Source organism: Serratia nevei (assembly GCF_024160145.1).
Lineage (GTDB): Bacteria > Pseudomonadota > Gammaproteobacteria > Enterobacterales > Enterobacteriaceae > Serratia > Serratia nevei_A.
The window spans coordinates 13,677-27,080 of sequence record NZ_JAMYWQ010000034.1 but is presented as its reverse complement, the minus strand read 5'-3'; the positions used below and the strand labels follow the sequence as shown (position 1 = coordinate 27,080).

Here is a 13,404-nt window from a genome sequence, read left to right as displayed (position 1 = left end):
AAGGGCCGCACCGGCGGCCCTTGAGAGTTTTACCCTTCGCGCTCGATTAACAGCGCTTCGAGCAAGTCGAGATCGTGCAGCAATTTTTGCAGCGTCTCGTTGCTGATTTTCTGCGTGGCGCGCAGGTGGTACAGCTCGCCGCGCTCAGCGCGCAGCGCCGTCAGGCGGAAACGCCGCTCGAGGTTTTCCATCGCCAGCGCATTCTCGATATCGTCTTTCGAGGCGATGCGCCGCCGCAGCATGCCCGTCACCCGCGAACTGACCTCTTTCAACACCTGCGGATCGTGGTTCTCTTCGGTATCGGCGACCAGGCGCTCTTCCATTTTATTCACGCTCTCGATCGCCACTTCCGCCGCCATGGCGATCGCCATGCGCTCCTCCTGCTTGCTGGCGCTCTTGTCGGTGACTTGCACGCCGCGCAGCAGCAGCGGCAACACCAGCACGCCGACGATCAACGACAGCAGGATCACCCCGGCGGCGATAAACACCAGCTGATAGCGCGCCGGGAAGGCGGTGCCGTCGCTCAGCAACAGCGGTATCGACAGCACACCGGCCAGGGTAATCGCCCCGCGCACCCCGGCGAACGACGCCACCCACAGCTCACGCGTGCTGTAATCGCCGAACTGCAGCGGACGTTTTTTCATAAAGCGGTTGCTGGTCTTCTTCATCACCCACAGCCAGGTGAAACGCAGCACCAGCAGCGCGGCGTAGATGGTGGCCACGTCGGCGAACAGGTACCAGGTCTGGATGGTCGGATCCAGCTCCGCCTGCAGAATAGAGGTTTCAAGAATGCCCGGCAGCTGCAGGCCCAACATGATAAACACCATGCCGTTGAACACGAACTCCAGCATCGCCCATACGCTGTTGGCGCGCAGGCGCATCGCCAGCGGCGCGTTGCGGATCACGCCGGACTGGCTGATGGTCATCCCCGCCGCCACCGCCGCCAGGATGCCGGAGACGCCGATATGTTCGGCGATCAGGTAAGAAGCGAACGGCAGCAGCAGCAGGAACACGATCTGGGTCGCCGGATCGTCGCCGCTCCAGCGGCTCATCACCCGCAGCGATTTACTGTAGGTCCAGGTGACCGCCACGCCGGCCAGCAGGCCACCGATCGCCACTTTGAGGAATTCGAGGGTCGCACCGCCCACGGTGAACACCATGGTGCCCATCGCCACCGCGATGGCGAACTTGAGCGACACCAGGCCGGATGCGTCGTTCATCAGCGCCTCGCCCTCGAGCACGCCCATGATCGGCTTGGGAATGCGCCCTTTGCCGACGATGCCGGACAGCGCCACGGCATCGGTCGGCGACAGCACCGCCGCCAGCGCAAAGGCCGCCACCAGCGGAATGCCCGGCACCATGGCGTAGATCAGATAGCCGACGCCGACCACGGTGATCAGCACCAGCACCAGCGCCAGGCCGAGAATTTCACGCCCGTGGTGCAGGAATTCGCGCGTCGGCGTTTTCCAGCCGTCGGCAAACAGCAGCGGCGGGATGAACAGCACCAGGAACAGTTCGGGATCAAAGTCGACGTGCAGCCCGAAATGCGGCCAGGCCAATAAGGCCCCGATGGCGATTTGCATCAGCGGCAGCGGCACCTGGAACGGCAACATGCGCGTCACCACCCCGGACAGGGAGACCACCAGGATCAAAATGAGGATTGTAAAAAAGATTTCCATGCTTTCCTTAGACTCTACGATTCAGACGACATCGGCTCAGGGCCTGCGTTGTCCCGATAGTAGATCACTTTTTTTACAGCCGTTAAAGCTTGTTGTGCCTTTCAAAGCGCGGTGCAGAGCAGAAGAAGACTTATCTTAAGAAGGGAAATGCCGTGGCAGATTCCCTCGCCCGCCGGGCGAGGGAAACCTGAGGGTCTTAAATCGCCCAGCCGCCGGCGTAGAACGCCACCAGCGCCACGGCGATCAGCACGGTGCCGATGTTCAGCTTGCGCCATTCGCCGGAGAAGAGGCGGCCGATGACCAGCGAGCTGAAGCCCAGCATGATGCCGGTAACGATGTTGCAGGTCAGTACGATGAACACCGCGCACAGCAGGCCGGCCATCGCGTCGACGAAGTCGTTGAAGTCCAGCTTGGTGACGTTGCTCAGCATCAGCAGGCCGACGTACATCAGCGCCGGTGCGGTGGCGTAGACCGGCACCAGATAGGCCAACGGCGACAGGAACAGGATCAGCAGGAACAGGATGCCGACCACGGTGGCGGTCAGGCCGGTCTTGCCGCCCGCGGCGGTGCCGGCGGCGGATTCAATGTAGACCGCGGCGGGCGCGGCGCCCACCAGGCCGGAGAAGATGCTGCTCAGGGAATCCGAGGTCAGCGCCTTGCCGCCGTTGATGATCTGCCCGTCTTTATCCAGCAGGTTGGCCTGCCCGGCCACCGCGCGGATGGTGCCGGTGGCGTCGAACACCGCGGTCATCACCAGCGCCAGCACGCTCGGCAACACCACCGGTTGCAGCGCGCCCATGATGTCCAGGCTGAAGATCAACGATTTACCGTCAGCGTCCGCCAGGCTCGGCATGGCGAACAGCCCCTGGTATTTCACCGCCGGGTCGAAGATCAGGCCGATGATGGAAATGGCGATGATCACCAGCAAAATGCCGCCGGGCACGCGCAGTTTTTCCAGGCCGAAGATCACCGCCAGGCCGACCAGCGTCATCACCACCGGGAAGGAGGTGAACGCGCCGAGCGCCACCGGCAGGCCATCCAGCGGGTTCTTCACCACCAGGCCGACGCCGTTGGCGGCGATCAGCAGCAGGAACAGACCGATACCGATGCCGGTGCCGTGCGCCACGCCCATCGGCAGATTGCGCAGGATCCAGGCGCGGATGCCGGTGACCGAGATAATGGTAAACAGTACGCCCATCAGGAACACCGCCCCCAGCGCCACCGGAATGCTGATGTGCTGGCCCAGCACCAGGCTGAAGGCGGTGAAGGCGGTCAACGAGATCGCACAGCCGATCGCCATCGGCAGGTTAGCCCACAACCCCATCAGCAGCGAGCCCAGCCCGGCCACCAGGCAGGTGGAGACAAACACCGCCGCCGGCGGGAAGCCCGCTTTGCCCAGCATGCTCGGCACCACGATCACCGAGTACACCATCGCCAGGAAGGTGGTCAACCCCGCCACCACCTCCTGGCGCACGCTGCTGCCGCGCGCGGAAATTTTAAAATAGCCATCAAGCCCGCCGGTTGGTTTTGCGGCGTGGTTCGCTTGAGAGTTCGACATAGGTTACTTCCCCTGTGTTTCATGAATCGGCCCGTCGCAGCAGGCCTGTAATCTCGCCCGCGCCTGATCGCCACGTAATCGTTTACGTCACGTTCCGCATCCTTGCCCTTCCGTCGCACCGCCAACGGCGATGCGTACCAAGGCAAACGTTTAACTCGCAGCGCGCGGTACGGGTGATTTATGGTGGTTTATTCAAGGCAAACGATTATCCTGCCTTCCATAGCGTCTAATCAACTAAAGATCGCGGCAATTTATGCAGAAAACGGCGGAAATGGCTGCTGCGCGAAAAGACGGGGCGATCCGATGCCCCAGGCGACACCCGCTACGGCGAGATTATTGCGCCTGCGGAACCGCCGGATCCAGGTACATCAGCTCCCAGATATGGCCGTCCAGGTCCTGAAAACCGTGGCCGTACATCACGCCGTAATCGCGCGGCGGGTGGTAGGTATTGCCGCCGCCGGCTATCGCCTTGCGCACCAGTTCATCCACCGCCGCCCGGCTGGGCTGCGACAGACACACCAGCACCTCGGTAGCCTGTTTGGCGTCGCCGATGGGGTTCGGGGTAAACATCCTGAATTTGTCGTGGGTCAGCAACATCACGTAAATGGTGTCGCTGACTACCATGCACGCGGCGGTATCGTCGGTAAATTGCGGGTTGAAAGTGAAACCCAGGTGGGTGAAAAACGCCATTGAGGCGGGCAGATCGCGTACGGGCAGGTTAACGAAGATTTGCGTAGCCATGGGCTACCTCCGATGAAGAATGACCCCATCGAGTATAGCCCACCCGGTTAACTCAGCAGGTCGTAAGGGCCGCCCTGCTCCAATGCCCGCTGGTAGGCGGGCCGGGCGTGAATGCGCTGCAGGAAACCCCGCAGTTTCGGGCAATCATCCAATGCGCCGCGCGCCGCCATCGCCTCCAGCGGGAAGCTCATCTGAATGTCCGCCGCGCTGAAATCGTTGCCGACGAACCAGCTGCCCTTGTTCAGGTGCTGCTCGAGGTACTCGCAGTGCGGCGCAATCTGCTTGTCGAGGTATTCGCGCTGCACGCCCTTGCCGATCGCGCCGGCCACCGGGCGCAGCAGCCAGGGGATCGGCGGCTGCCCGAGACGGCTGAACACCAGCTTCATCACCAGCAGCGGCATCAGCGATCCTTCGGCGTAGTGCAGCCAGTAGCGGTACTGCTGGCGCGCGTGGAAATCGGTCGGCATGAACATGCCTTGCGCGTCATAGGCTTCCTGCAAATATTCGATGATGGCGCCGGATTCCGCCAGCGTCAGGTCGCCATCGACGATCACCGGCGATTTGCCCAGCGGGTGGATCTTTTTCAGCGCCGGCGGCGCCAGCATGGTGTGCGGATCGCGTTCGTAGCGTTGTACCTGATAAGGCACCCCCAGCTCTTCCAGAAACCACAGAATGCGCTGCGACCGCGAGTGATTGAGATGATGAACAATGATCATGACGACACTCCTGTCCGTTGCCGCACCGGCCCGCCGCCCCGGTGTTGAAACACCGACGACACCAGCGCCCTGTTATCGGTAAACGCGTTTGGCCTCATTACGCTTCTCCGGTTAAAGATCGTCTGTAAAGGGTAGTGGCGATTTTTACCGCGCGCCAGCGGGTGAAAAAATAATCAGTTTATTTGAATGAGATACTCAAAACTCTCCGATTTTTTATTCCAGCCTGCCGCACTACTATTTAACACATCGAGAGACAACAGGCTCTCACCCAATCAATACGCTGAGGAATACATCATGAAAAACGTCAAAATTTTTGCTACAGCTGCGCTGCTGGCTACCGCTTCTTTCGCTACTTTCGCCGCTGACCTGCCTTCCAGCCAACCCGCTGCAGACGCCCAGAAAATCGGCGTGGTCTCCGTTAGCGGCGCCACCAACCTGAGCGCGCTGGAAAGCGAACTGGCCAGCAAAGCCGCCGCGTCGGGCGCCAGCTCATACCGCATCGTCGCCGCCGGTGGCCAGAACAAGCTGTACGGCACCGCAGAAATCTTCAACTGATCGTCGAACAGCCAACCGACGGAAGAAAGAAGCCCCGCAAGGGGCTTTTCTCGTTTTAGCGGGCAAAGCTCTTTGTGAACAGTGGCCGCCACACATTTCACCGATACTGGGGATAACGCCTTTACCCTTCCCCCTTTGGAGAAATAACATGACCACAGCACACCCTCTGCAAGGCAAAGTCGCGTTCGTTCAGGGCGGTTCACGCGGCATCGGCGCCGCCATCGTTAAACGGTTGGCGAGCGAAGGCGCTGCCGTCGCCTTTACCTACGCCGCCTCGGCCGATCGCGCCGAAGCGGTGGCGAGCGCCATCACCGCCGCCGGCGGCAAAGCCCTCGCCATCAAGGCCGACAGCGCCGATGCAGCGGCGTTGCAGCAGGCGGTCCGCCAGGCGGTTAGCCACTTCGGCAACCTGGATATTCTGGTGAACAACGCCGGGGTGTTTACGCTCGGCAGCACCGAGGAACTGGCGTTGGAAGACCTGGATCGTATGCTGGCGGTCAACGTGCGCAGCGTGTTCGTCGCCAGCCAGGAAGCGGCGCGCCACATGAACGACGGCGGCCGCATCATCCACATCGGCAGCACCAACGCCGAGCGCGTGCCGTTCGGCGGCGCGGCGGTGTACGCCATGAGCAAATCGGCGCTGGTCGGCCTGACCAAAGGCATGGCGCGCGATCTCGGCCCGCGTGGCATCACCGTCAATAACGTACAGCCCGGCCCGGTAGACACCGAGATGAACCCGGACGCCGGCGAGTTCGCCGATCAGCTTAAGCAGCTGATGGCGATCGGCCGCTACGGCAAAGATGAAGAGATCGCCGGCTTCGTCGCCTACCTCGCCGGCCCGCAGGCGGGTTATATCACCGGCGCCAGCCTGAGTATCGACGGCGGCTTCTCGGCGTAATATTTCCCTGAACGGCAAAAAGCCCCGTGAAGGGGCTTTTTTATAGAAATAACATGATTAAATGAGGACGTATTATTTGGCTTAATCATGTCAACGCCGCACTCGATACCTTTTTTGAATCGACAACTTTGAAATTCTCTTGTTATTACAGCCAATGCCATACTGCCCAGTCACCCTATGGAGAAGTTAATATGAAAGAAAGAACGCTAGGCAATGGCTTAACCGTATCGGCTATGGGTTTTGGCGCAATGGGATTGAGTGAGTTCTATGGCGATACCGATGATAATACATCGCTGGCGGTATTAAAAACGGTGATTGACACCGGTGTCAATTTTATTGACACCGCCAACTTATATGGTAGAGGACATAATGAAAGGCTATTAGGGCATTTCCTTGCCACGCTGGGCCATGCCCAACGAAACAAGATAAAAATTGCCACAAAATGCGGTATCGATCGCGCCGATGACAATGCCTATGCGCGCCGCATCAATAATCAGCCTGATTACATTCGCCGTTGCTGCCATGAGTCACTGCAGCGTTTGGGAGTCGAGCGTATCGATCTCTATTACCTGCATCGCGTCGATCCCCAGGCGGATATTGAGGAGAGCATGGGCTGTCTGTCACAGCTGGTGACAGAAGGCAAAATCGCGCAGGTGGGCTTATGTGAAGTCTCTGCTGCCACATTGGAAAAAGCGCACCGTGTTCATCCGATCAGCGCCTTGCAAACCGAATATTCACTCTGGACACGCGATATCGAAGAAAGCGTGCTGCCGGCAGCCATTCGCTTGGGCGTCGGCGTGGTGCCTTACTCTCCGTTAGGCCGGGGATTCCTGACCGGAAAATACCTCAGCAATCAGGCCTTCGCCGATAATGATTTCCGCAAAAACAATGAACGCTTCCTCCAGAGCAATATCGAACATAATGCTAAAATCCTGCAGGCTATCGCACCGCTGGCGGAAAAGCATCAATGTACTCCAGGACAAATTTCGTTAGCCTGGTTATTAGCGCAATATGAGAGAATCGTCCCCATCCCTGGTACCAAAAACAGTCATTACGCTATCGAAAATGCCCAGGCAGAAAACATCAGATTGGCTGAAGAGGATTTAACGTTGCTTAATGCATTAAAGGAAAAAATAACGATTATGGGAGAGCGCTATAGCCCTGAGGGAATGAAAGGCGTAAACGCCTGATAATATCCATATAGAGAGGGCTGAAATATCAGCCCTCTTTTATGCTCAATTTATTTTCTCATTACGCTGAGGGCAACCCCCTCGCCGCCCCCCACGCATAAAGCGGCAATGCCTTTACTCAATCCGTTACGCTTCATATGATGAATTAGCGTAACCAGAATACGACAACCGGAGGCGCCGATCGCGTGCCCCAAGGCGATCGCACCACCCTGTGGGTTCACCCGCTGCGGATCGATACCCGAAGCCGACATAACGGCCAATGCCTGCGCCGCGAACGCTTCATTAGATTCGAGCGCTTCCACCTCTTCCGCATGCCAATTCTGTTTATTCATGCACTGACGAATTGCCTCTATCGGCGCCGCCCCCATGATTTCCGGTTCAATACCGGAGTTGCTGAAATGCCCCAGCACCGCCAGAGGCTCCAGCCCCAAACTCTCCGCTTTCTCCCGGCTACAAAGCAACACCGCCGCCGCACCATCATTGAGCGATGACGCATTACCCGCCGTCACCGTCCCCGCTTTTTGAAATACCGGCTTCAGCAACGACAGCTTCTCGCAGTGCGTTTCGCGCGGCCCTTCATCCTGCTCGAAATGCGTTATCTCCCCTTTGCGGCTGACCGACTCGATCGCGACAATCTCATCGCGGAAGAGGCCATTCTGCTGCGCCGCCAGTGCGCGCTGATGCGACAGTGCGGCGTATTCGTCCTGCTGCGCCCGCGAAATGTTAAATTGCCTGGCCACGTTCTCCGCCGTCACGCCCATATGGAAATCATGGAAAGCATCCCATAAACCGTCATGCACCAACGAATCCTTCAGTTCGCCGTGCCCCAAACGCTGGCCTTTACGCGAATTGCCGATAAGGTGCGGCGCCAACGACATGTTTTCCTGCCCCCCGGCGATCACCATCTCCGCTTCTCCGCTTTGGATAGCCTGCATCGCCAGATGCACCGCCTTGAGCCCCGAGCCACAGACCTTATTGATCGTCAGCGCCTGGACCGTCACCGGTAATCCAGCCAACAGCGCCGTTTGTCGGGCAGGGTTCTGGCCGCACCCGGCGGTCAACACCTGCCCCATGATCACCTGCTCAACCTCGTGTGCCGCCACCCCGCTTTCAGCCAACAGCGCCTTCACCACGGCACACCCCAACACCGTCGCCGGTTTGTCGGACAGCGCGCCTTGAAAACTGCCCGTCGCCGTGCGCTTTGCCGCTACCACCACCACGTCTCTCATCACAATCGTCCTTATTCTTCTGGCTGCGCAGCGTGCTGAGCGACGGCGGCGCGATAAACGGTAAGCGCGTTCATGCAGGCGGGAACCCCGGCATAGATCGCCATTTGAATCACAATTTCCAGCAGTTCCCGTTGCGTCACCCCCACATTCAGCGCCGCACGCATATGGAGTTCCAGCTGGCCGGACGCATTGCCCAAGGTGATAAGCGATGCGACGGTGATCATCTCCCGGTTCTTGAGATCCAAACCTTCACGCCCAACCACCGCGCCAAACGCATAGTCGGTGATCAAACGCGGCAGGTCGTCGTCCAACTCCCGCAGACGGCAGGTCACCTTATCGGCCAAGCCCGTTTCGAGCAGCTCCATAATCGCACGCCCGTGCTGCGTTAACGCTTCCCCGCTTCTCATGACGCTTCTCCCGCCAGCGCCGCCGCCTGTTCGGCTTTAACCGGAATCATCGCAATCAGCAGCAATGAGAGCGCAATGGCGATACCCGCGATCATCAATAGCGCCGGCATGCTGTACAGCGACACCAGCCATGCCCCCGCCAACGCGCCGCAGCCGATGGCGCCATTAAAGAAGGAGACGTAAATCGCTGAAGCAGGGAACGCATTTTCACCGGCCAGACGCAGCACCCAGGTTTGGAAACCGACGAAGATGCCGGAAACGGCCAGACCCCAGACGATCACCAACGCCAGGATTTCAGCGCTCGTCAGGCTGTTGCCCATCTGACCCAGGGTCAGCAGCGTTGCGGCGATCAGCACGACAGACAACACCACCATCGGTTTCAACCATTTGTCGATAAACATACCGGTGACAAAGTTGCCCGCCAGGCCGGCGATACCGAAGACGAAAAGCATCACCGGGATCATGCTGGAAGTCACTGCCCCGACGCTGTGCAACCAGGGTTCAATAAAGGTGAATGCAGCGAAATGTGCCGTGATGGCCAGCAAGGTCGCGCCATAGATGCGCCACAGTGCGCCTGAACGCAATACGCGAGCCAATGCCTCGAAGCCCAGGGCGCTACTGGCTTTCACCTTCGGCACCACCAAAGCAATCCCCACCAATGCGATCACGCTCAGCAAAGACATCAACCAAAAAGCCGGCCGCCAGCCGACGTTCAGCCCGATATAATTCGACAGCGGCACGCCGAATACGCTGGCCGCAGAGACGCCACCGAAGACGATGGACGTGGCCAGCCCGATGAATCTTGCCGGCACCAGCGATACCGCCGTTGCACCGATCATCGCCCAGAATGCGCCGTGCGCCAAAGCGCCGATCACTCTGGCAGCCAGTAGCCAGTGGTAATGTTCAACCATGGCGCACAGACTGTTGGAAACCAAGATGATCAGCGTCAACGTCAGCAACAGCAGCTTCTTAGGCAAGTTACCCAGAAACAGTGAGGACAACAGCGCGCTGATCGCGCCAACCCACGCATAGAGCGTGACCGTCAGGCCGATCATCGACTCTGACTGATGCAGGCCTTCGGCCATCGGCGTCAACAGGCCAATCGGCGCTAATTCGGTGGTAACAATGGTGAACGTGGACAAGGCCAAGATCACCAATGCCAACCAGGTTTTAATGCTTAATGGCTGATTATCACTTGATAAATTTTTCATCATATTCTCAACTAATTAGGGGCATTTTCTGCAAGCATGTTCCAATTATTCCGGCGCGCATATTCCGCCAGGTTTGAATGCTCGCCTACGCAAACCGGATTGCCCGTTGCGGCCAGCATCGGAATATCGGACAGGTCATCGCCATAGGCGAAACTTTTGGCCAAATCGATATGATGACTTTGGCTAAATGACAATAATGCCCGCTGCTTACCCTGCCCAATGGTTTGCGGTTCGCCGATTTCCCCGGTCAACTTTCCTTTCGCATCCAACAGCAACTGGGTACAAAGAATGGCATCAGCGCCAAGCCTCTGCCCCAACGGTTTTAATAACGGCAACATGGAGCCTGAAATAAAAACGGTGAGATGGCCACTGATTTTATGTCGCTGAAAACGATCGACAGCAGAAGCGATATAAGCCTCTTTCTCATGCAGGTATGTATGGAACCAGTCCTCTGCGACCTGATAAACATCATCGATATCTGTACCGGAAAACTCTCGGTAATACATGCGATTGAGCACTTCTCGCGGCACGCCTTCTGCAACCGCCTGTTGAAAGCGTTTAATAAACGCCTCATAAGCTTTCTGAGTGCCGCGAACATTGCTCCAATAATGATAAAAATGGAACATGCTCTTCATTTTAATCAGGGTTTCATCCACATCGAAAAATGCCGCAGCAGACGTCACGCGTCCTCCTCATAAGTCTTGCGGCGGCTTTTCACCGGAAAAGCGGTATCGTTACCCAATACACCGGCATCTGCCCAACGCGATGGCGAAATTTCACTGATGACGACAGAAATCTTGTCCAACGGCGCACCACAATGTAAATGAACTGAGTGCGTAATTTCTTCGATGAGGTTTCTCACTTTATTCTCATCGTTCATTTTCCAGGTAGTAACTTGAACAACTGGCATAGAAAACCTTATTTCACAGTGGTAAATTCGCTAAAAGATAATGCAGGCAATTTCAAATGCGCATGAATATCGCCACCCAGTCCATAAAGGCCTATCGCGCCGCCAAAGCTCTGGCGACAGCTCATAAATAAAACCACGACATTAATCACCCGATTGCTATTTTCGCTCGCGGCCGGGAAAGGGTTAGGCAATTCGGCCCAAAATTCGGCGTGGCCCTGCGCATCCGTCACGAACACGTTGGGGATCCCCAATGGGCCCGGCCGGGTTGGCGCAAGCGGTGACAGGTCACGCTCTCGCAGACTCATCACGGTATAAACGCTGTTCGGCACCAGATGACGGAAGCGGAAATCGAAACGGGCTGTGCGCCGATCTTCACTGAGGCTAACGACGAGTTCGCCTTGCGCCGTCATCCAATCGGCCAAAGTAATCGCCGGCAGTCGGCGCGGGCCGTCAGCGGTTCGCATGTCGGCGATATAACCTTCATGCAACGGCACGCTTGGCCTGCGATCGTTAGCGGCCTCCGGTCGTTGTTCCGGTGCAAACGTCATCGGATAGTTATTCAGCGGTAATGGCAACGGCAACGTGTACAGGGTGATGTCCGCCAATTGCTCGGCCGTCAATGTCTGCAGTTCATCGATGACGGTATAGGGTAAAGCCTGGCCAAAGGCGGGTAACGGGCTGTTTTTATCTACGATTGCGCCCCCCCACTCAATGCCGTTTTCGCGCGGGATCTGCCCGATGACCACAAAGTTTCCCTCGGCATCCACAACCTCCGCAGGGGGATAAAGCGGCCCCTGCGTGGTCACGGCCAGAGAGTAGCGCTGGCCGTTAGTCTCAGGCATGCACGCCCCCTCGCTCGCTCGGGACGCCGAGAGCGGCGTTCTGCAAAAGGGTATGCGTCATCTCTGTCGCCAACACCGCTTCTTTTTCACCGATGACCGACGCCGGGTAAACGGTAAACGATACCGACATGCTCGCGCACAGCGTGGTGTGCTGGGTGATGCGAATATCCGCTTTGAAGCGCGCACGGCGTTCATTCACGTTCTGCTCCACCAGCTCATAGTGGACAATCGCCGGCAATGGGAACAGGAAGTTTTCAAACTTGATGTTCATATCATTGATGACATAGTAGGATTTTCCTGCACTGTCAGGCAGGTAGAATTCTTCGGTGACGGCAATAAAGGTTTGGCGACATGCCTCAACCAAAATCATCCCCTGAATATGTTGTCCCGTCTGGTGGTCGGCCATAAGTTCACAGCGTTCATCAATCAGTAAAGGCAGCGCAAAAAAATTATCCTTCACTTTCTCTGCGGCGCCGATCAGCGTGTTGTGATTTATTTTTTTATGCGAATAGGCGTTTCTTGCTGTCGCCGTCAGCTTCTCCAACTCGGTCAGATCTAATTTATTTCCATGACTTCTGTTACGATGCTGGTTTTCCAGCACTTTCCCGGCATAATCATCGCGCACGCCCTGGCCAACGATAAATTGGCTGTTAGTATCTATAATATGAGCAGGGATTTGGGTGATAAGCTCTAACTGGCTAATGGTTACAACGTCTTTACCGTTAGAGAACTCGCTAAATTTATCACCGACGACCACGATTTTCTTCGACATTGCTTGACTTTTCATTACAACCTCAAGTTATCAACAACAAGAAACTGAACGATAAATACGGGTATAAAGGCCATCGTTGCCGCCAGTAATATAGCTGTCACCGGCTTGCTGAATAATGGTCTGATAACGGGCATTGGTGAAGGCTTCTTTGTAGGCCTCTTTATTTCCATTGAAAGCCGAGATAAACATGACGCCGGGTTGGCCGCTGATCAGTGAGTGATAGGCGCCGAAGCTGGTGATTTTATCTTTATTGTCATGAACGACGTTGAAAATAGTTTCTTCACGCCAGTGACGATATTGGCTGTAATTTTCTGCCGGCACCTCCACATGACGCAGTTGAACATATTCGGTGGTTGGAATATCGTCAGCGGAATCAATGGGTGCCTCAACGAATTTAACCAACTCACGACGAACATCACCGGCCAGGACGGCAGAGAACGAATGGAATGCAGACTCCAACTCACTTTCCTGAGCAGCAATTTCCTCGACGGAGGCGAATGCGCGTAATTCGAGCAATTCGTTAATATTTTGCTCATCCGAAACAAAATATTTCCCAGCATTGCTATTCGCCAGCGATTTGAATTGTGACTTATCGGTATTGTCTTTCAGTGGGAAACGGGTAATGAGTACGTATTTTGCCGACATAAATAAACCTCTGTAGGTGTGTGTGTTGAGAGGCGTCACAATAACAAGTCC

General features: G+C 56.8%; 15 protein-coding genes. 3 read left to right on the top strand and 12 right to left on the bottom strand.

The window, feature by feature from the left end:
* Window positions 1-29: 29 nt before the first annotated feature.
* From M6G53_RS19765 to M6G53_RS19750, 4 genes are all read right to left on the bottom strand, one after another.
* Window positions 30-1,679, bottom strand: coding sequence for a Na+/H+ antiporter (locus tag M6G53_RS19765; RefSeq protein WP_253333972.1), 1,650 nt, complete (start codon window positions 1,677-1,679; stop codon window positions 30-32).
* A 196-nt stretch (window positions 1,680-1,875) separates the two neighbouring features.
* Window positions 1,876-3,237 carry an NCS2 family permease gene (locus M6G53_RS19760; protein WP_253333969.1) on the bottom strand — a complete coding sequence of 454 codons (1,362 nt, stop codon included), beginning with the start codon at window positions 3,235-3,237 and terminating at the stop codon, window positions 1,876-1,878.
* 333 nt (window positions 3,238-3,570) lie between these two features.
* Window positions 3,571-3,978 (bottom strand): VOC family protein, encoded by a 408-nt coding sequence (locus M6G53_RS19755; RefSeq protein ID WP_253333967.1) that lies wholly within the window; start codon window positions 3,976-3,978, stop codon window positions 3,571-3,573.
* A 47-nt stretch (window positions 3,979-4,025) separates the two neighbouring features.
* Entirely contained in the window at window positions 4,026-4,694 is a 669-nt protein-coding gene (locus M6G53_RS19750) for a glutathione S-transferase family protein (protein WP_253333965.1), read from the bottom strand.
* 294 nt (window positions 4,695-4,988) lie between these two features.
* Here M6G53_RS19750 and bhsA point away from each other — a divergent pair, with 294 nt between their 5' ends.
* The 3 genes from bhsA to M6G53_RS19735 all read left to right on the top strand — a co-directional run bounded on the left by bhsA (window position 4,989) and on the right by M6G53_RS19735 (window position 7,337).
* Window positions 4,989-5,249, top strand: coding sequence for a multiple stress resistance protein BhsA (gene bhsA / locus M6G53_RS19745; protein WP_025304435.1), 261 nt, complete (start codon window positions 4,989-4,991; stop codon window positions 5,247-5,249).
* Between the two features lie 148 nt (window positions 5,250-5,397).
* Window positions 5,398-6,147 carry a 3-oxoacyl-ACP reductase family protein gene (locus M6G53_RS19740; RefSeq protein WP_055317023.1) on the top strand — a complete coding sequence of 250 codons (750 nt, stop codon included), beginning with the start codon at window positions 5,398-5,400 and terminating at the stop codon, window positions 6,145-6,147.
* A gap of 191 nt (window positions 6,148-6,338) precedes the next feature.
* Window positions 6,339-7,337, top strand: coding sequence for an aldo/keto reductase (locus M6G53_RS19735; RefSeq protein ID WP_253333963.1), 999 nt, complete (start codon window positions 6,339-6,341; stop codon window positions 7,335-7,337).
* Window positions 7,338-7,387: 50 nt separating this feature from the next.
* Here the strand turns inward: M6G53_RS19735 and M6G53_RS19730 are convergent, their stop codons facing one another.
* Genes M6G53_RS19730 through M6G53_RS19695 form a run of 8 tightly spaced genes read right to left on the bottom strand, consistent with a single transcriptional unit; the run spans window position 7,388 to window position 13,353 of the window.
* Entirely contained in the window at window positions 7,388-8,566 is a 1,179-nt protein-coding gene (locus M6G53_RS19730; protein WP_253333986.1) for an acetyl-CoA C-acetyltransferase, read from the bottom strand.
* A gap of 11 nt (window positions 8,567-8,577) precedes the next feature.
* On the bottom strand, window positions 8,578-8,973 hold the full coding sequence (locus M6G53_RS19725; RefSeq protein ID WP_087762589.1) for a carboxymuconolactone decarboxylase family protein: 396 nt from the start codon (window positions 8,971-8,973) through the stop codon (window positions 8,578-8,580).
* Complete coding sequence (locus tag M6G53_RS19720; RefSeq protein WP_253333962.1) at window positions 8,970-10,184, bottom strand: MFS transporter; 1,215 nt, start codon at window positions 10,182-10,184, stop codon at window positions 8,970-8,972. Before M6G53_RS19720 ends, M6G53_RS19725 begins: the two co-directional genes overlap by 4 nt.
* A gap of 11 nt (window positions 10,185-10,195) precedes the next feature.
* Window positions 10,196-10,867 (bottom strand): HAD family hydrolase, encoded by a 672-nt coding sequence (locus tag M6G53_RS19715; RefSeq protein ID WP_253333960.1) that lies wholly within the window; start codon window positions 10,865-10,867, stop codon window positions 10,196-10,198.
* Window positions 10,864-11,094 carry a tautomerase family protein gene (locus tag M6G53_RS19710; RefSeq protein ID WP_253333958.1) on the bottom strand — a complete coding sequence of 77 codons (231 nt, stop codon included), beginning with the start codon at window positions 11,092-11,094 and terminating at the stop codon, window positions 10,864-10,866. Before M6G53_RS19710 ends, M6G53_RS19715 begins: the two co-directional genes overlap by 4 nt.
* Window positions 11,095-11,102: 8 nt before the next feature.
* Complete coding sequence (locus tag M6G53_RS19705; protein ID WP_253333956.1) at window positions 11,103-11,936, bottom strand: hypothetical protein; 834 nt, start codon at window positions 11,934-11,936, stop codon at window positions 11,103-11,105.
* A complete protein-coding gene (locus M6G53_RS19700; protein WP_253333954.1) occupies window positions 11,929-12,723 on the bottom strand; it encodes an AfsA-related hotdog domain-containing protein in 795 nt (264 codons plus the stop codon). The genes M6G53_RS19705 and M6G53_RS19700 overlap by 8 nt, the downstream gene beginning before the upstream one ends.
* Window positions 12,724-12,738: 15 nt before the next feature.
* On the bottom strand, window positions 12,739-13,353 hold the full coding sequence (locus tag M6G53_RS19695; protein WP_253333952.1) for a hypothetical protein: 615 nt from the start codon (window positions 13,351-13,353) through the stop codon (window positions 12,739-12,741).
* Window positions 13,354-13,404 lie beyond the last annotated feature (51 nt).